Annotated in this window: 19 protein-coding genes; 8 read left to right on the top strand and 11 right to left on the bottom strand. The window is 33.5% G+C overall.

The genetic code is table 11. The features are described from left to right. Nucleotides 1–96 precede the first annotated feature (96 nt). Nucleotides 97–375 carry a hypothetical protein gene (locus HNP35_RS08200; RefSeq protein ID WP_184160213.1) on the top strand — a complete coding sequence of 93 codons (279 nt, stop codon included), beginning with the start codon at nucleotides 97–99 and terminating at the stop codon, nucleotides 373–375. 21 nt (nucleotides 376–396) lie between these two features. Here HNP35_RS08200 and HNP35_RS08195 read toward each other — a convergent pair whose 3' ends face one another. Further along, nucleotides 397–1575: an MFS transporter gene (locus tag HNP35_RS08195; protein WP_184160211.1), complete on the bottom strand. Its 1179-nt coding sequence runs from the start codon at nucleotides 1573–1575 to the stop codon at nucleotides 397–399. 55 nt (nucleotides 1576–1630) lie between these two features. Further along, nucleotides 1631–2851, bottom strand: a complete 1221-nt coding sequence (locus tag HNP35_RS08190) for a DUF763 domain-containing protein (RefSeq protein ID WP_184160209.1) — start codon at nucleotides 2849–2851, stop codon at nucleotides 1631–1633. An 84-nt stretch (nucleotides 2852–2935) separates the two neighbouring features. On the opposite strand from HNP35_RS08190, the gene HNP35_RS08185 reads away from it, so the two are divergent. The 4 genes from HNP35_RS08185 (at nucleotide 2936) to HNP35_RS08170 (ending at nucleotide 6683) form a co-directional block, all read left to right on the top strand. After that, a complete protein-coding gene (locus tag HNP35_RS08185; RefSeq protein ID WP_246453400.1) occupies nucleotides 2936–3574 on the top strand; it encodes a Crp/Fnr family transcriptional regulator in 639 nt (212 codons plus the stop codon). Between the two features lie 334 nt (nucleotides 3575–3908). Continuing rightward, a complete protein-coding gene (locus HNP35_RS08180) occupies nucleotides 3909–4658 on the top strand; it encodes a putative quinol monooxygenase (protein ID WP_184160207.1) in 750 nt (249 codons plus the stop codon). 57 nt (nucleotides 4659–4715) lie between these two features. After that, nucleotides 4716–5498, top strand: a complete 783-nt coding sequence (locus tag HNP35_RS08175; protein WP_184160205.1) for a DJ-1/PfpI/YhbO family deglycase/protease — start codon at nucleotides 4716–4718, stop codon at nucleotides 5496–5498. A gap of 75 nt (nucleotides 5499–5573) precedes the next feature. Beyond that, a complete protein-coding gene (locus tag HNP35_RS08170; protein ID WP_184160203.1) occupies nucleotides 5574–6683 on the top strand; it encodes an alkene reductase in 1110 nt (369 codons plus the stop codon). Between the two features lie 3 nt (nucleotides 6684–6686). On the opposite strand, the gene HNP35_RS08165 is transcribed toward HNP35_RS08170, so the two are convergent. Beyond that, nucleotides 6687–7262, bottom strand: a complete 576-nt coding sequence (locus HNP35_RS08165; protein ID WP_184160201.1) for a Crp/Fnr family transcriptional regulator — start codon at nucleotides 7260–7262, stop codon at nucleotides 6687–6689. A 214-nt stretch (nucleotides 7263–7476) separates the two neighbouring features. Here HNP35_RS08165 and HNP35_RS08160 point away from each other — a divergent pair, with 214 nt between their 5' ends. Then, nucleotides 7477–7734: a 2TM domain-containing protein gene (locus HNP35_RS08160; RefSeq protein ID WP_184160199.1), complete on the top strand. Its 258-nt coding sequence runs from the start codon at nucleotides 7477–7479 to the stop codon at nucleotides 7732–7734. 96 nt (nucleotides 7735–7830) lie between these two features. On the opposite strand, the gene HNP35_RS08155 is transcribed toward HNP35_RS08160, so the two are convergent. The 5 genes from HNP35_RS08155 to HNP35_RS08135 all read right to left on the bottom strand — a co-directional run bounded on the left by HNP35_RS08155 (nucleotide 7831) and on the right by HNP35_RS08135 (nucleotide 14063). Continuing rightward, the gene (locus HNP35_RS08155) at nucleotides 7831–8295 is read right to left on the bottom strand and encodes a response regulator (RefSeq protein ID WP_184161215.1); all 465 of its coding nucleotides are present in this window, start codon (nucleotides 8293–8295) and stop codon (nucleotides 7831–7833) included. 1 nt (nucleotide 8296) lies between these two features. Beyond that, entirely contained in the window at nucleotides 8297–10966 is a 2670-nt protein-coding gene (locus HNP35_RS08150) for a PAS domain-containing sensor histidine kinase (RefSeq protein WP_184160197.1), read from the bottom strand. Between the two features lie 288 nt (nucleotides 10967–11254). After that, complete coding sequence (locus HNP35_RS08145; protein ID WP_184160195.1) at nucleotides 11255–11479, bottom strand: hypothetical protein; 225 nt, start codon at nucleotides 11477–11479, stop codon at nucleotides 11255–11257. Nucleotides 11480–11616: 137 nt separating this feature from the next. After that, the gene (locus HNP35_RS08140; protein ID WP_184160193.1) at nucleotides 11617–11961 is read right to left on the bottom strand and encodes a hypothetical protein; all 345 of its coding nucleotides are present in this window, start codon (nucleotides 11959–11961) and stop codon (nucleotides 11617–11619) included. Between the two features lie 239 nt (nucleotides 11962–12200). Further along, on the bottom strand, nucleotides 12201–14063 hold the full coding sequence (locus HNP35_RS08135) for a TonB-dependent receptor plug domain-containing protein (RefSeq protein WP_184160191.1): 1863 nt from the start codon (nucleotides 14061–14063) through the stop codon (nucleotides 12201–12203). Nucleotides 14064–14133: 70 nt separating this feature from the next. Between HNP35_RS08135 and HNP35_RS08130 the strand changes: the two genes are divergently transcribed. Then, entirely contained in the window at nucleotides 14134–15621 is a 1488-nt protein-coding gene (locus tag HNP35_RS08130) for a PLP-dependent aminotransferase family protein (RefSeq protein ID WP_184160190.1), read from the top strand. Between the two features lie 161 nt (nucleotides 15622–15782). Then, complete coding sequence (locus tag HNP35_RS08125) at nucleotides 15783–16262, top strand: hypothetical protein (RefSeq protein ID WP_184160188.1); 480 nt, start codon at nucleotides 15783–15785, stop codon at nucleotides 16260–16262. 51 nt (nucleotides 16263–16313) lie between these two features. Here HNP35_RS08125 and metQ read toward each other — a convergent pair whose 3' ends face one another. The 3 genes from metQ to metN are packed head-to-tail and all read right to left on the bottom strand — an operon-like array spanning nucleotide 16314 to nucleotide 18847. Continuing rightward, nucleotides 16314–17126 carry a methionine ABC transporter substrate-binding lipoprotein MetQ gene (gene metQ, locus HNP35_RS08120; RefSeq protein WP_184160186.1) on the bottom strand — a complete coding sequence of 271 codons (813 nt, stop codon included), beginning with the start codon at nucleotides 17124–17126 and terminating at the stop codon, nucleotides 16314–16316. A gap of 43 nt (nucleotides 17127–17169) precedes the next feature. Then, complete coding sequence (locus tag HNP35_RS08115; protein WP_184160184.1) at nucleotides 17170–17823, bottom strand: methionine ABC transporter permease MetI; 654 nt, start codon at nucleotides 17821–17823, stop codon at nucleotides 17170–17172. Next, nucleotides 17816–18847, bottom strand: coding sequence for a methionine ABC transporter ATP-binding protein MetN (metN, locus tag HNP35_RS08110; protein ID WP_184160183.1), 1032 nt, complete (start codon nucleotides 18845–18847; stop codon nucleotides 17816–17818). Before metN ends, HNP35_RS08115 begins: the two co-directional genes overlap by 8 nt. Between the last annotated feature and the right edge of the window lie 183 nt (nucleotides 18848–19030).

The following is a 19030-nucleotide window of genomic DNA, read 5'->3' as shown; positions in this document are numbered from 1 at the left end:
ATTATATAAAACAGTTGACGGACTTTGGATGTACTTTTAGAATAATCTAATCAAACAATTAGAGATAATTATCATTCATCCTTTAAACCGATTAATATGAGATATGAAAATTACACATCTGAAGAATTTGAATTTGACATGAATTCTTATGAGGAACAGCTATTATTAAATTATGACGATTATCTAGAAGGTGATTATACCAATAGACTGAAAGCCTCCAATCACTACAATCTAGAACTTGGAGAATTGGAAGATAATCTTGAGTATGATTTCGAGTCAGAATATGATGAAAATGACTGGGAAGAAGAGGATTTACCTGTAGGTGAATATGATGAGAATGAAGAAAAACCTGGGAGCTTTGAAATGTTAAGCTAAAAAAAATAAGGCTCTGTAAAATTATGCTTTAATTCTTTTTTTATTTCTCGCCCAATACAAAAGATAAAAAATCCCAAAAAGCAGCACCAAAATATCAAATCGAATGATTTGCGGTATGCGATTAATTTGATCGTTATAATAAGTTCCGCCCAAAAGCGCGCCTGAACCAATTCCGAGTTCCATCGAAATATACATCGTCGCAACTGCTTTTCCTCGGTGGTCAGGATTACTCAAATCAATAGTCCATGCACTGACGGCTGGAGATAAAATTCCTGTACCAACTCCATAAATCCCAGCTCCAATTAACAACATCTGAATATCTTTTCCCGCACTGATTACAAAAAGTGCAATACTCATTATAATTAATCCGGCAAAAATCACTTTTGGTCTTCCGTGTCTATCTGAAACTTTTCCTGCACCAAAACGAACCAAAACCGAAGCGACTGTAAATGCCGTAAAAAAGATTCCTTTATTAGTCGCCCCCAAATGCTCACTCCAATCTGGAATTAAAGTCAAAATAAGTCCAAATGCCGTGTAAGAGAGAAAAGTAATAATCCCTGCCGGAAACACATTTTTGTCCACAATATCTTTTCGCCCAATGTAAAACATCGATTTGTTGAGTTTCACTTTCGTCGTAAGCGTTTCTTTCATATTAAAAACAATAATAATCGATAGAAAAGCAAGAAATGAAGAACTGTAAAACATCACATTCATTCCGAAAGCATTAACAATCATACTTCCTAATGCAGGTCCGAGCGCGCCACCGATTCCAAAACATAATCCGTGCATTCCTAGTGCTTCTCCCCATCTTTTCTGCGGAATGATATCAGCCACATAAGCAGATGTTGATGTAGGTTTAAATCCTGTAGAAAAACCATGAACCAAACGAAGCAATAGAAATCCAGAAACCGAACTTAAAATCGGATACAGAAATCCGCAGATTACACAAACCGAAGAGCCAATTGCCATAACAGGAACGCGTCCCCATTTATCTGTCAATTTTCCGCTAAAAGGCCTTGAAATTGCCGCCGTCAATGTAAATAAAGATATGATTAAGCCTTTGTATTCTGCACCTCCGAGACTGCTTAAATAATTTGGAAGTTCTGGAATCATCATGTTAAAACTAGAAGAAAACAGCAGAGAACTTAAGCAAAGTAAAATAAATTGAAGCGTGTAAATTGATTTTTCGTTTTGTGACATTATTGGGTTTTCATTAAATCATTGCAAAAGCAAATTGATAGTAAAATTGTATTTTTTAAAACAGTTCCAATTGATTATTGGGACTGCTTGGTTTGTTCTTTTTTGGTTTTACATCATCAAAAACGGTTCTGCCACCGTAGAGATGAGAATTCTCTCTTTCCCTTTGAATCAAAGCATCAAAATTAGTATTGGGCGTAAAACTTTCTTCAGCTTTTCTTGAAATTTCAGATAGTTTCTGAATCGCACTTAGTTTATCGCTATTCCCAATCTTTGCCCGACTTATAGCTCTTTGCAAAGTATCGATAGTTTCATCATAAATTTTAACTGGAACAGGAAACGGATGTCCATCTTTTCCGCCATGAGCGAAAGAAAAACGAGCAGGATCTTCAAATCGTGTTGGTGTTCCGTAGATTATTTCGCTAACTAAAGCTAAAGATTGCAAAGCTCTTGGCCCCATTCCTTTTAAAAGCAATAATTCTTCAAAATCTTCTGGTTTATTATCGTGCGTTGCCCAGAGCATTGCGCCAAGCCTTTTCATATTCACATCTTCCATTCTCACATCATGATGCGCTGGCATAGAAAGATGCTGCATTTCTTTTATAATTTTTGCTGGTTCTTCTTTTACTAATTCTAAAATTCCTTCTCTAGATTTTGTAGCAGCGTCAGCAGTAAGATTCAATATATTTCCCTGATTTTCTCCATAAATAAAAGTGTGCGGCTCATTTATAAAAGATTTCAAATCTTGCGAATGCCAATGGTATCTTCTTGCGGTATTCGAATTCGGATTCATTCCTTGCTGAATAACCGCCCATTGTCCTTTATTATCAACAATAAAATTATGCTGATACAATTGAAATCCGTCTTGAATGGCTGTATTGTCTACTTTTGCCGTAAGTCTGCTGCAATTGGCTAAATTATTTCCGTCAAGGCCTGTTTTTTCGCCTACTAAAAGAAGTTCTTGTGGCGTAAGCATAGAGTGTTTTCCTTTTCCTCCGCAGATATAAATTCCAAGTTCTTTAGAATGCGGATTGACCGATCTTTTCAACGCTCCCAATACAGAAGTTGTAATTCCAGACGAATGCCAGTCCATTCCCATAACAGCTCCAAAACTTTGAAACCAAAAAGGATTGCTCAACTTACTGATAACTTCGGAAGTAGAAAATTCTAAAGCAATGGTTTCTACAATAGCAAAACCTAATTTTGACATTCGTTCAGCAAGCCACATCGGAACATGTCCATAATGTAAAGGAAGATCTGCTGTACCTGAACGTTTCATCTGTCAAATTATATGCTACAAAAATAAGGAAAATACAACTGTTTATTTCTTAATAAAGCGGTAAGGTTTGTAGAATGTTACAAAATGAAACAATTTATAATCATAGAGAACATTAAATCATCTTACAGAAACAAAACTTTGCTTAAATTTACTTTTATGGAAGAACTGCGAAAACATATTGAACAAATTACGGCCGTAACAGATGAAGAATTTGAGTATATCAAAACATTTTTCAAAGAGAAAAAGGTAAAAAAACACCAATATCTACTCCAAGATGGCGACAAAGTAACTTCCGAATATTGGATTGTAAAAGGCATTTTTCGTGCTTTCCATATTGATAAAGACGGAAAAGAACATATTGTGCAATTTGCACTTGAAAACTGGTGGCTCTCAGATTACAATGCTTTTTTCAATCAAACAGAATCTAATATCAATATTGTTTGCATGGATGACGCAGAAGTTTTATGCCTGACACTTTCTGGAAGAGAACAATTGGCTTCGGAAATGCATAAAATGGAGCATTTTTTTAGAATGAAGTTAACAAGTGGTTATTCTGCACAACAAAGAAGAATTATTTCACTTCTTTCTAACAATCCCAAAAAACGATATGAAGAATTTGCCAATCTCTATCCGAACATTATGCAAAAAATACCTAAAAAATATATCGCAGAATATTTAGGCGTTAGTCGAGAAACTCTCAGTCGACTTTATTCTAACACTTAAAAACTCCAATAAAAGACTTCAAGCGTGATTCTACATCACGCTTTTTTTATGCTTTAATTTTTAGAAGAAAAAAACTTTCTTAACCAAAGTCAATGATTTTTAATGACTTACAAATATAATTTTGCCTTGTAATAAAATATTATTGGTATTCTAAAAGTGCTAAATCTTATGATTTTAAAAGGCTTACCGCAAAACTGTGATTCAAATCACACTTTTAAAGTGAGTTGGCTCAACCTCCAGGTTCTAGATATGGAGGAACTTTGTCTCAGATATAAAGCTAATTACAGATTACAAAATTTTAGAAAACAAATAGATTCATTTAAAATCAAAAATCATGAAAACAAAAGCTTATAAATCAATTGCCCAAAAAGGACTTACCATCGCAGCATCAGTTTTTCTTTTAGCGATAAATAATGTAAAAGCTCAAAACGGCATAAAAGTGAAAACAAAAGTGCTGACTGAAGCAGTTTCCAAAATGACGATGTACGAAGTGAAAGACGATCAATTGTCTTCATTCCAAAAAACATTGAAAGATTATGTACAACAATCTATTGCTTCTAAAGACAATATTATGGCAGAAGCATTTTACGAACAAGAAAAACCTAATGTGTTATGGCTTATTGAAAGATGGAGCGACAAAAAACAATTCGATGAATTCAGTAAAAGCAAATTACCAAAATCTCTTCTAAAACCTTCTAAAATCTATTATCTAAAAGATCTTGAACCATTGACGAAAGAACAGTGGCGCAAAACAGCAAAAACAGAAGACAATCAGCTTGTTATTATGTTATTTGTTGATGCAAAAAAAGGTACAGAACAGAATTTTAAAGATACATACCATATTGCGATGCCTCAATTTAGAAGCGAACCTGGAGTAGTAACGTATCAACTTTCTGAAATTGATGGAGATGAAACGCAATTTGTGACTTACGAAAAATTCAGAAGCAACGACGCTTTTCAATATCATCTCAACTTTCCTCCTATTAAACCCGTAATCGAGTATTTAGAAACAAGCATCAAAAAACCGCCTTTTCAAAACGGATTGCATAATCTGATCGAATTTGCGCCACTAACAAGAGAATAATCTTAAAAAATAAATTAATAAAAAAACAATTATCAACATTTTTAAAAATTAGAAATCATGAAAAATTTAAAACCAATTATCGCAGCAAGTTTATTTGGAACAACAGCTATTAATGCTCAAGCAAGTCACGAATTGAATGTTATGAATCAATTAGCAACTCCTTCACACGTATCTGTAATGCCAGTTTCGCAGTTATTAAATGCGCCTGGAAATGAAGCTTTAAGAGACTTCTTTTTTACTCCGGTAAAAGACAAAACAATATTAAAAGGTAAAAAAATCGCTGTACTGGCTGCAGACGGTTTTGAAGAAATTGAACTTACTGGCCCAGTTTGGTACTTTAGAGAACTTGGTGCTCAGGTTGACATTATTGCTCCAAAATTTAATCCTGCTCCCGCTAGATACGGATTGAGCACTCCAGAAATGGCAAAAACTCATATTATGGCAATTCAGTATTTACAGCCTGTTGGATGGATTAAATTTGACCGAACTGCAGATCAAATTAAAGTAAGCGATTATGATGCAGTATTTATTCCTGGTGGAGCGTGGAATCCAGACAATCTTCGTTACGACAAAGATGTAATTAAATTTATCAAAGATTTTAATAAATCAGGAAAACTGATTGCCGCTATATGTCACGCGCCAGTTGTTTTAGCTTCAGCTGATATCTTAAAAGGAAGAAAACTTACAGGATATTGGAACATTCAAATTGATTTAAAAAATGCTGGCGGAATTGTTTCTGACCAACCTGTGGTAGTCGATGCAAACATTATTACTAGCAGACACCCAATTGATGTAGCTGATTTTTCTAAAGCTGTAGAAAGCTGGTTAGCTAAAAAATAATTTTCATAGAATAAAAAAACAACGGAAGGTCAATTTTATCTTCCGTTGTTTCAAAAACTTAAAGACATTAAAACAATGAAATCAACAATTTTTAAACCAGTTAAACTTGGTTCTTTAGAACTAAAAAACCGTATTTCAATGGCTCCAATGACAAGAGCAAGAAATGCAGATGGAATTCCGAATAGCGATAATGCTTTGTATTACGCACAGCGTTCTGGAGCGGGATTAATTATTACCGAAGGAACTGCTATTTCTGACACTGCAAAAGGCGTTCTTTACATTCCTGGTTTATATACAAACGAACAAATTGAAGGCTGGAAAAAAGTAACAAAAGCGGTTCACGAAAAAGAAAGCACCATTTTTACACAATTGTGGCATGTTGGGCGCGTTTCTCACACTTCAAATCAGCCAAACGGAATTGCGCCGGTTGGTCCGTCAGATATTCAGGCAGCAACTTCTTTTGCTTGGGGTTATGACGAAAATGGAAAAGAAGGTCCGGTACTTTCTTCTAAACCAAGAGCGCTTTCGACTCTTGAAGTAAAACAAATTGTAAAAGACTTTGTAACTGCTGCAAAAAATGCAATCGATGCAGGTTTTGATGGCGTTGAACTTCACGGAGCTAACGGTTATTTGATTGAACAATTTTTAAATCCTTTTGTGAATAATCGTTCTGATGAATATGGAGGTTCTATCGAAAACAGAGCACGCTTTTTATTGGAAGCAATTGACGCTGTTATTGAAACTGTTGGTGCTGAAAAAACAGCAATCAGACTAACACCTTACGGAGGTTTGGGAGATTTGCCTCATTATGATGAAATTGAAGCAACTTACCAATATTTAGCACAAGAATTAACGAAAAGAAATCTGGCTTATTTGCATTTAATGGATCAGCAATCTAAAGGAAGCCACGCATTGCCTGATGGATTTTTAGAAAGATTCCGTACTTGGTATGATGGTATAATTATTTTAGCCGGAAGTATGAACAGAGAAAAAGCGGAACAACTAATTAAGGCAGGAACTATTGATATTGCAGGTTTTGGCGAACCTTTTATTTCTAATCCTGATTTAGTGGAACGTTTAGAAAACAATTGGGAATTGACACCGCCAGACAGAAACTTACACTACGGTTTAGGAAACCATGGTTATACCGATTGGAAAACCTATCAGGAATTACAAATCGCTTAATTTTTACTTCCCAATCATTCTTTTACGAAGTCTGCTAAGAGATTCTGGCTTAATACCAATATAAGACGAAAGCTGATTCTGCGATACCATTTGAAAAAGATAAGGCTCTTTTTTTAGAATTGTTTTATAACGCTCTTCTGGAGTTTGAAAATGAAGCATTTCTTGCCTTTCAATGATTATGAGGTATGCAGATTCGGCAATTAGTCTTCCAAATTTTGACCAATTCGGACAGCAATTATACAAAGCTTCCACTTTCTCATATTCTAGCGAAATTACTGTCGAATCTTCCATCGCTCTACAGCTATAATGTGCATTTTTTTGCGTAATAAAACTAGCAAAATCAACCAGAAAATCATTCGATTTTACAAATCTGCTATTGATTTCATTTCCTCTAAAATCAACATAAAACATCCTGAAAAAACCACTTTCTATAAAATAAATGTGGCGGCAAATTTCTCCTTGCAATAAAAGATCCTTGTCTTTTTTTACTTCAATCTTATTAATAATCGGAAGCATCAAGCTATACTCCTCATCAGACATTGGGACAATTGATGTAATCACGTTTTTGAGCGCATCCATAATATTACTGTTTAGAGAAATAAATCGTTTAAAATTAGATTCAATTATTCGTCATATTTTTTTCTTAGAATAATAAAAACATGTTCTTAACCAAAGTCAACGGCATCTGTAAAATTACGGGGCTACATTTGTCATGTAAATATATTGAAAACCAATTATTTATAGCATCTAATTTTTAAAAAAACTATTACCAATAATTTAAAATTTTATAATCATGAAAACTACTTTCAACACCGAAACAAAAGCAAACAAAAATCCAAAATTAGGATTCAAAATTCATCTACTTGTATTTTTATTGGCAACCCCAATCGTATTTATTGTTTGGTATTTAACTGATACTACGTACCCTTGGCCACTTTGGTCTACACCAGCTTGGGCAGTAGGGATTGTATTTCACTATTTGGGCGTATTTGTATTTAATAAAAACAATGCTAAAGTTTATTGTAGCAGAAACAAATCTTACAGCATTTAAGAATCGGTTTTAAATCCATATTCTTTACTTCTAAACAATAAAAAAGTCTTGAAAACCAATCGCTTTCAAGACTTTTTTTATTTTATACTTTTCGCACTACAAATTGCTTTCCTGACAAACAAAAATATGCTGTAATCCACTTGTTTGCAATGTTGCAATAGCTTCTTTAATGTTTCCTAAATTAGATGTTATAATTTTCAGTACCTGCTTTAAATCCTTAAAATTATTCGGTTTTATAAAATAACAGACGGCACCTAAACTTGTCGCATTATCCATATCGTTTTTATGAGAAGAAGTAGAAATCATAATCACTGGAATATCTTTATAACGCTGATCTGATTTTAACTCTTTAAGACATTCCCAGCCATTCATAATTGGCATATTTAAATCTAAAAAGATAACTCCTGGCTTTTCGTCAAGATTGTTAAGAATCTTTAAAGCTTCACTTCCATTTTCTGCGCAATGGCATACAATATCTTCATCAATATCTGCCAATGCTTCGCAGAACATTTCTGTGTCATCCATATCATCGTCGGCAAGCAAAATTATCCTTTTCTCCATATTAAATGTCATTCTCCTTTTGTTCTAATGGCAACTTTATTATAAATATAGCACCTTGATTTGGTATTCCAGAAGCGCTTATACTTCCGCCGTGACGCTCCGCTATTTTTTTACAAAGCGAAAGTCCTAAACCGGTTCCTTCATAACGATCCTTTGGATTTAAGCGTGTGAAGGTTTCAAAAATATGATTCGTCTGATTGGAAGCAAAACCAATTCCATTATCTTCTAAATTAATTCGAGCCATTTTTTTGTCCTGCTCATTTATTATTTCAGCCGATATCGTAATTACTGGTGGTATTGTTTCTTGAGCAAATTTAATCGAATTATTGATAAGATTATAAAATAATTGATAAAGCAATACAGAAGCTCCCTCCAATTTAGGCAAATTCTGATAAAGAATTTTTCCGTTTGATTTTTGCAGTGCAATTTCTAAATCGGTTTCAATATTTCTTATAATTTCGTTTAAGTCAACTAAAGTCGTTTTTTGCGAATCGGCATTAATTTTAGAATAAGCCAAAACGCCATCAATCATATTAAACATTCTATCTGCAGCGACATGAATTCTTTCAATAAATCTTGTTGAAGATTCGTCTAATTTTCCTTCCAAATGATCTTCTAAACGACTAACAAAGGTTTTGATTTTTCTCACAGGTTCTTTCAAATCATGCGACGCAACATGAGCAAATTGCTGTAAATCATCATTAGAACGTTGTAATTCCTTGGTACGATCTGCTACCAAAATTTCTAACTTTTCAGTAGTAGATTTTTGTTCATGAATATCAGTGCATGTTCCGAACCAATTCGTAATGACACCCGATTTATCTTTTATTGGAACGGCTTTACTTAAAAACCACCTATATTCGTTTGTATAAATATTTTTTATACGAAATTCAAGCTGATACGCATTTCCGTTTTCAACACTGTAATACCAAAATTCCTTAACCAAATCCACATCATTCGGATGCACGACAGGAACCCAACTAGAATCGCCAAATATATCTTCGTTTAAACCGGTATATTCGTACCAACGGCTATTATAATAATCTATAAAACCATCCGGTCTTGCTGTCCAAATAATTTGAGGAACAAGATCTGCGAGCTGACGAAATTTCTCCTCACTTTCTTTAATTACTTCTTGAAGTTCTTTTTGCGAAGTAATATCACTTGCTGTACCAAACCATTCTACTATTTTATCATTTTCATCTAAAATCGGAACTACTCTCGAAAAAACCCAACCGATAGAACCATCTGGATTTGTTACTCTATGTTCCATCTCAAAGATGCTTTTATCAATTATAGATTGAGAAATAAGATTAACCGCTCTTTGCAAGTCGTTAGCATGGATAAATTTATCTAGCCAATTGACAACTGGTTCTTTGGAGTTAGATAGCGCTCCCGCTCCTTCCAAATCATGCATAATCATCCAATCAGAATCCATACGGTAAACCAAATCAGAAGATGCATTTACCAAAGCTCTGAAACGGTTTTCACTTTCTTCCATTTTTTGGCGTGCAACAACTTGTTCTGTAACTTCAACAGCTACCTGAATCATTCCTGTTATCTGTCCTTCTTCAAGAAGCGGACGATATGCCAAATTATAATAGTAGTTTTTTAATTCTCCTGTACGATTGTGCGGAACCAAAACTTCGCTTTGATCAAACGGAATTCCTTTATTGTAGACGTTGAGAACTTGTTCCCAAACATATTGCCCTTCTAATTCTGGCAGTACATCAATTAATCGCATACCGATAATTTCTTCTCCGCGGCCAATCATCTGTAGCATATGATTGTTAATCTGTTCAATAACTAAATCATCACCTTTAAGAATTAAAGTTGGCGCTGGAGTCTGATGAATCATTTTACGAAAACGGCTTTCGCTTAATTGCAATTTCCCTTCGGCTTGTTTGATCTCCGTTATGTCTCGTGTTGTTCCTGCAATAGCTTCAACATCTCCTTTTTCGTTAAAAACAGGCGCAAAAATATAATCGTAAATACGGCGCCCTAATTCTGCATGCGGAAAAGATACCGTTCCTCTAATTGATTTTTTGGTAGAAACCACTTCGTCAATTTCTCTTTCGTGCATTTCGGCGTGCCATTCTTCATAACCATTTTCTCTTAACCCTTTGCCAATTGCATCTTCTGCAGATTTACCCCACATGTTTAATAACGCTTTATTGGCATAAGTAAAAATATAATCGAGATCAAATACATACACCAAATCTGGAGTTGTATTTATAATAGAATCATAAAGTCTTTTTTGTTTTTCGGCAACTGTCAGGGCATTATTCAAAGCCGTTTCAGCTTGTTTTTTTTCTGTGATGTCTTCTGTTGTAAGTACCAGCAAATCATCTTGTTTGACAGCAGTATAGAGAAACCACTTTTTTGTTTCATCAATTTCATGCCATTGTTCATAATGGAAAGAAGTGCCTGTTTCTACGGTTTCAATAAGTTTCTCCAAAATATCTTTTTTGATCCATGGAAAAACTTCGCTGTATTTTTTGTTTTTATAATTAGCATCTTTAACCCAACTAATCATAGCGGAGTTTAGCAGTAATATAGAAAAATCTTGTATGCTGTTTTTACTATTGTATAAAGGCTTTAAAACTGCAATACCATTAGGTGCAGCATTAAAGACAGTTTCAAAAAGATTTAGATTATTTAGTAGCTCCATTGGTATTTCAACATATAAGAAAAGCTGTTTTACTTTTTAAAATTTTAATTATTAATTACTTGTATGCGAAGAATACATTCAATTAAAACAAAAACAATTTTTAATGCTGTCCAAAATATTTAATATCAAAAAATATTAGAATGTTAAATAGCTTACTCAAATATAGAGAAAAAGCCTTTCAATTGTTTTTTTATTTTATGGAATCTCGTAATTGCTTTTCGTTTATAGAATTAAAAAAGCCAAATCTAATTAGATTTAGCTTTTTTCAATTTTTATAATTCTTTAAAATTACTTCTTATTTACAGCATCTTTCTTGACCTCGATTGTGTCAATTGCTACTTCGTCGATAGTGTCCCCCATAAGTGTATCTACTTCTGGTCCAACTGTATCAATTGTATTTTGAATAGAATCATATGTAGAATCAGCTGGTTTATTTTCGTTTTTTTTACAAGAAAATGCTAATCCAGCTAAAAGAAATAAGAATATAATCTTAGTATTTAATAGCCTTTTCATAAATATTTATTTTTAATTGATATTTGTTATTAATATTCATAAAAATAAAACATCATGAGATAATTCAATTACAGAATTTTGACTGGCATTTATAGAAATCAAACCTTATAAATTGCTTTTAAAATACTATTTATGTCCTATTTATTCTTTTTCGGCACTTTTTGTTCTGGTCTCAAACTATCTTTTTGAACACCTGTAGAAGTGGTATAAGTTGCACCGTCTTGCGAACTTTCTCCGGGTCCGCTTCCAGTTCCTGCCGAGCTTTCGGAACCGTTTTTTTGTGTGGTTTCAATATTGGTAGAAATATGTTCTTCGCTTTTTAAACTATCTGTTTTTTCTTCAGCTTTATTTAATTTGCTATCCATAGGTGAGATAACTGTCTCTATTTCGTCACTATATCCGTCCTGATTGTTTTTACAGGAGAAAAATAATCCTGAAAGAAAAATTAAAATCAGAATTAGGATTCCTTTTATTGCCTTCATAATAATTCGTTTTTCGATTACTAAAATTTATTTGAATTTCATTTAAGCTAAGTAACTATTTATAAAACGGTTAGGCTTATAGCTTTTTTACTATTTCTTACATAAAACAATACTGGCAATCCTATAAAAATTAGGAATAAAAACTATAAAGCCGTTTCAAATCAAGTTGTTATAATAAAAAAGGGAAGATTCCGTAGAATCTTCCCTTTTAAGATTATTATTCTGTGTAAAATTTAGAATTAAAAAGTAACCAGTTTTACTCCTAAAGTAAACCATCTTGAAGGCAATGGCACTGCTCCAACTTCATAATAAGTCGCATTAAATATATTTTGAGCATCTAAAAAGATCGTAAATTTATGAATGTTCTGACTTACTCTAAAATCATTTACCCAATAAGAAGGTCCCGTAATTCTTTCGTTAAAACGTGTTGCAAATAAGATAGAAAAGTCTTTAAACTGATAATCGATCGTATTTGTAATCTGATGTTTTAGAGAAGAAATGGCATATTTTGAATAGATTTCTGTACGAGCGCTTTTAAATTCTGAATCTAAATAAGTGTATCCTAAAAGAATATTCAATCTTGAATCTTTAGAGAAATCGAATCTATAAGTTCCTCGTAAATTAAATCCGTTTGTATTTAAATCTCCTGTGTTCTGACTTTGCCAAGGCACCGTTGTCGCGTTACGCATCCAGTCGATATAATTGTCAATTTTTCTGTAGAAATAATTAGCATTTAAGCTCAAAGCTTTTTTATTGTATTTAAATCCAATTTCGCTTTGGAAAGCATTTTCTGAATCTAAATCAGCATTTCCGATGTTTCCTGTTTGTTTCAAATACAAATCTGTAAACGATGGAATTCTTTGGCTTGTTCCAACATTTCCTATAATTTTAAAGGCATCTGTAATAGCATAACTTGCATCAATTCCTGGGTAAACCTGCCATTTATAATCAGAATTATAGTTCAGATAAGTTCCTAAATTAATGTCTAATTTTTCGAAGAAACTTGTTCTGTATTCTGCATATACACCAACATTATCGCGGTCATGATCTCCAATATTCGAAGAATGGATATTTTCATTTCTAAATTCAGCTCCAAAACCAATTTCACCTTTAGACAATTTTACAGTTGAATTTAATTCTGCTGCAATTGAATTGGTATAATGCTGACTTCTTCCAACTGCCAAATTAGAATTTCCAAGGTAACGATAATCATCGTAATTATATCTATAAGTCACTCTCGGCATAATTTTCCAACTATCTGTAATCGAATGTTTCGATTGAATATTAGCGAAAGTAGTTTGCACAATTTCAGTAGAATTTCTATCGCCAGGCGCTGCATAAAATCCGTTCGCACCAAATCCGTTATTGATGTAACCAGCAGAACCTAAAATTTCGTTAGAATCATTGATTTGTACATTTCCTTGATAGAAAATTTTATTGTTTTCGAATGCTGTATTGTAACGGTATCCGTTGCTTTTATCGTGTGAAGCAAAAATCAAATGCTGTTGTTTTTCTTTACCCAAAACAGCTCCTGCCTGAACGCCCATTCCATAAAAGGTATCGCCAGTATCTTGCGTATCTTTTTCAAAATTAGAACCTGCATAAGTGCTAACTAAAAATCCAGAATCAGTTGGTTTTTTGGTGATAATATTAATTGCTCCAGTCAAACTGTTAATTCCGTAGATTCTTGCAGCCGGTCCACGTACGATTTCAATTCTTTCAATAACTTCAACCGGAAGAGGCAAATTCAACATATTATGCGCTGTTTGAGAATCGATTACTTTTGCGCCGTTTAAAAGAACAACAGTTTGCTCAAAACTTCCTCCATCGACACTAATATCCGCTTGAGTTCCAAACGGACCTCTTTGTCTAATATCTACTCCATTTGCATATTGTAAAACTTCTTGAAGCGTTCTTCCTGGCAGTTTTTTTATGGTTTCGCTAGAAATAACATATACATTTCTATTTTGTTTTGAAATTGGCGTATTAAAACGACCTTCATTAATTACAACCTCGTCCATTTGGTTTATGGAATCCTTTTTGGTTTGTGCGTAAAAATTGGTACAAATTACTGTAAAGACAGCAAAATAGATTTTTTTCATTTTGGTTTACTATTTTTTTTGGCAAAAGTACTACCTTGCCGTACTAACAAAGTATACCAGTTTTATAATTATGGATAGTCCGGTTGAAATTCCTTTTAGAAGTTTTATTCATTTAAAACCAGAACAAAATACCGCAATTTATCTGCAGATTGTTTTTGAGTTTATAAAAGCCATCCAAACAGGATTTCTTCCAGAAGGAACAAAGCTTCCTGGTACACGAATATTGTGCAAAGTTTTAGATGTTAATCGAAATACGCTAATTAAAGCATTTCAGGATTTAGAAGCCCAAGGTTGGATTGAAACGCTTCCTAATAAAGGAACTTTTATTTTATCGCAACAAAAAAGCAAAGCAGATTTTCCGCTTTCCAAAGAGCAAAATACATCCCAAATTAATACTGGTTTTACCTTTCAAAAATCTACTATTCTAGAAAATCCAATCGAAACTAGCAATTTGCCCTATCAATTTAATGATGGAATGCCCGATTGGAGATTGGTTCAGACCGATGTTTTGGCAAGATTATATGTTTCGAAACTTAAAAGAAGAAAAAGTTCTAAAACCTACGAACAGATTCAGCTTCGTTCGCATTCGAATTTTAAAACTCATTTTTCTAATTATCTGAATCTGACCCGCGGAATTCGTATTTCGACTTCAAATTTACTCACAACCAGCAGTCACGAAATAAGTTTATATCTGGCTACAAAAGTGCTTATTAATCCAGGTGATAAAGTTGCTGTAGCTTCTCCGGGTTATTATATGTCAAATATGACTTTAACCAATACGGGAGCACAAATTATTCCTATTCAAGCACATGAAGATGGAATTGATACCAAACAGCTGAAAGAAATCTGCGAAACTTCAGAAATCAGAGTGTTGTATCTTACTTCCAATTATCATTATCCAACAACCAATTCGCTTAGCGCTAAAAAAAGAATGGAGGTTCTAGAATTAGCCAATCAATTCGGATTTATTATTCTGGAAGATGATTACGATTTTGATTTTCATTATGATAACAATCCCGTTTTGCCATTAGCCGCTTTTGATTCGAATCAGAAAGTGGTTTATATCGGATCTTTTGGGAAATCGCTTCCGTCGGGATTCAGTTATGGTTTTGTAGCCGCTCCATCTGAATTTATCAAAGAATTAGAAAAACATCAAAACATACTCGAACCTAGTATTGATGTCTTAAAAGAACAAGTTTTAACCGAATGGATTACAGAAGGCGAAGTGCATCGTCTTTCTAAAAAAAATAAAAAAATCTACAAAGAACGCCGCGATTACTTTGCCTCGCTTTTGAATGAAAAATTAAAAGACAAAATTAAATTTAAAACACCTCCTCGCGGATTAGCAATTTGGGTAGAATGGCTGGATAATTTCAATCTTATTCAATTTCAGAAAGAATGTGCTGCACATGATTTATTTCTGCCAAAAACCATTTTGTATCAAACCAAAAATCTAACTGCAACACGTCTAGGTTTTGGACATTTAGAAAAAGAAGAAATGGAAAAAGCCGTTGACATTTTAAGTAAATGTTTAGAAATCATTACGCTAAATCATTAATAAAACAGATAAAAATTGCATTTTTAATAAAGAGAGATATTGGGCAACAAATTATACACAAAATCTTAACTTTCTTATAATTCTATAACTAAAAAATATTTAATTATAAGTATTATATTACATTTTTATAGTAACTTTGATAGGATTAAAAATATTTTGTAATGGACCCATATCTAGTAGTACAATTAGTTTTAATTTCAATAGGAGCAACATCGGCTATGACTTGGTTTAGTTATTTTGTCTCCAAAAAATTTCTAAAATTATACAAAGAGCCCGTTCTTTTGTGTACTGTGTTTACAGAATTAGAAGTCGATCTCTCACCAGGTTCTAAACGGAAACTGGGATGGCTGTTTCATTATCTAATTGGATTCTTGTTTGTTGTAGGATATCATGTAGTATGGGTAAGGAATATACTATCAATTTCACTGCTAAGTGCTCTCATTTTGGGAATTATCAGCGGTGTAATAGGTATAATCAGCTGGATGTTTCTATTTAAAATAACCCATTATCAGACCCCAATTGATTATTTGGGTTTTTATATTCAGTTATTCTTTGCCCATATTATTTTTGCTCTTGTAGCAACTCTACTTTATTTTATTACGATGCTTCTTGTAATTATCACAAAAGAGTATATCACCTAACAAAAAAGCAGGGATAATTTCCCTGCTTTTTTTATATAGAATAATCAAATTTTACCAGCCTTTAACTGCTCCGCCCTTAAACTCGCGGATAGCAGCTTGCTCAACCTCTGGAGATTGAAACGCTTGCAGAAATTGTTTTACTTTTTCTTCATTTTTATTGTCTTCTCGGCTCACAACCAAATTCACATAAGGAGATTCTTTATCTTCAACAAATAAAGCGTCACGAGAAGGCACTAATCCAGCCTGAGAAGCAAATGTATTATTGATAATCGCGATCGAAACATTTTGATCATCTAAAGCTCTCGGTAACTGAGGCGCTTCTAATTCTAATATTTTTAAGTTTTTAGGATTACTCACTATATCCGTTACTTTTGGCAATAAACCTACTCCATTTTTCAATTTCAATAAACCATTTTTCTGTAAAAGCAATAGAGAACGTCCTCCGTTTGTTGGATCATTTGGAATAATAATCGTGCTTTCGTTTTTCAATTCAGAAAGGTTTTTTATTTTTTTAGAATAAGCAGCAATTGGGTAAACAAATGTTTTTCCGATAATTGCCAATTTATAGCCTCGCTGTTTCGATTGTTCCTCCATGTAAGGTTTGTGCTGAAAAGCATTTGCATCGATATCACCTTGACTTAAAGCTTCGTTCGGAATTACATAATCGTTGAATGATACCAATTCTACTTCTAATCCGAATTTTTCTTTAGCCACTTTTTTAGCTGCTTCTGCTACTTTTAATTCTGGACCAGCAGCCACTCCAACTTTAATAAAATGTGGATCATTTTTTTTATCATTTCCACAGTTTGATAAAACAAGTGCCAAAGCCAAAACTCCAGCAGTTTTTAAAATATTTCGTTTCATTTTTGTAATTGTAAATTGTTAATTATAAATTGTTAATTGATGATTATCTATGATCGAATCGTTTTGATAATTTGTCACCTGCGAATTGAATCAGGAATACCAAAACAACCAGTAAACCTAAAACAGAATTCATCGTAACGGCATCATAACCAATATATCCGTATTGATAACCTACTTGCCCTAATCCGCCAGCTCCAACGGCACCGCCCATTGCAGAATAACCTACAAGCGTAATTAAAGTAATCGAAGCCGCATTTATTAAAGAAGGCAACGCTTCTGGAAGCAAAACTTTATACACAATCTGAAAAGGAGTTGCGCCCAAAGCTCTCGCTGCTTCTATTAAACCCGATGGAAGGCTTAATAAACTATTTTCTACCAAACGAGCAATAAAAGGCGCTGCACCAATACTTAACGGTACTAAAGCCGCACTAACGCCAATTGAAGTTCCAACTAGAGCACGAGTAAACGGAATCATCCAAACGATTAAAATAATGAATGGAATAGAACGAAAAACGTTTACCAAAACCGATAAAATTCGGTTTAAAACTGGCTGTTCTAAAATTTGATTTTTACGAGTCAGAAAAAGTAAAATTCCTGTTGGCAAGCCTAGTAAAAAACCAAAAAAGCCCGATACAAAAGTCATCACAATGGTTTCCCATGTTCCTTTTAACAATAAATCTATAAGAGAATCAGACATAACCTATAATTTCTGTTTTAATATGTTTTGAATTAAAATATTGAATTGCAGCATCATAATTTTCGCGTTTTCCCGAAAGTTCAATCAGCATTACACCAAAATTTACTTCGCCCGCCTGATCCATTTGTGCACTTACAATTTTGAAATCAGTATCAAAAAGTCTAGAAACTTCTGAAATAACAGGTTCGTTAACCGATTTCCCAGTCATTTCCAATTTCAATAATGGATTCAGATTTCCATTATCATTGTTCTGTAATCTTTCTTGATAAACAGACGGAATTTCAATGTGTAAAGAAGAAGAAATAAATTCTCTCGTCAATTCTTGTTTCGGATCTGCGAAAATGTCGCCAACACTTCCCTGTTCAATCAATTTTCCGTGGCTGATAACAGCAACTTCATCACAAATCGATTTTACGACTTCCATTTGGTGCGTTATCAATAAAACAGTGATATTTAATCGCTTGTTAATGTCTTTCAGTAAATTCAAAATCGAACGTGTAGTTGCTGGATCTAAAGCGCTTGTCGCTTCATCACACAATAAAACTTTCGGATTATTTGCCAAAGTTCTCGCAATTGCCACTCTTTGTTTTTGACCTCCAGAAAGACTTGCTGGATAATCGTTTGCTTTTTCAGCCAAACCAACCAATTGCAATAATTCTAAAACTCTCGTTTTAATTTCAGCTTTTGGAGTTCCAGCCAATTCTAAAGGAAAAGCAACATTTTCGAATACCGTTCTCGAAGAAAGTAAATTGAAATGCTGAAAAATCATCCCGATTTGTCTTCTTTCTATCGCCAATTCTGCATTTGATAATTGCATCAAGGCTTTTCCATCTACAATAATTTCTCCTGAAGTTGGTCTTTCCAACAAATTCACACAGCGGATTAAAGTACTTTTTCCTGCACCCGAAGTTCCGATTACACCAAAAACTTTTCCTTGCGGAACTCGCAGCGAGACATCAGACAAAGCCGTAACAATTCTGTCTTTCTGATGAAAAGTTTTGGTTACATTTTTTAATTCAATCATTTCGTAATCAAGATTAAAACAAAAAGCCTTTCAAATATTCATGAAAGGCTTTTTGAGATAAATAATATAGTTTTATATAGAAGCCAGATCAATGAATTGCATTACAACAACACAGCACATTATAGCGCTGTTATAATAATTCTTCATATTCTGGTCGTTTTTCCTCATTGCGGTTGCAAATTT

This window comes from Flavobacterium notoginsengisoli (genome assembly GCF_014207905.1).
Classification (GTDB): Bacteria; Bacteroidota; Bacteroidia; order Flavobacteriales; family Flavobacteriaceae; genus Flavobacterium; species Flavobacterium notoginsengisoli_A.
This window is presented reverse-complemented; position numbering and strand designations above follow the sequence as displayed.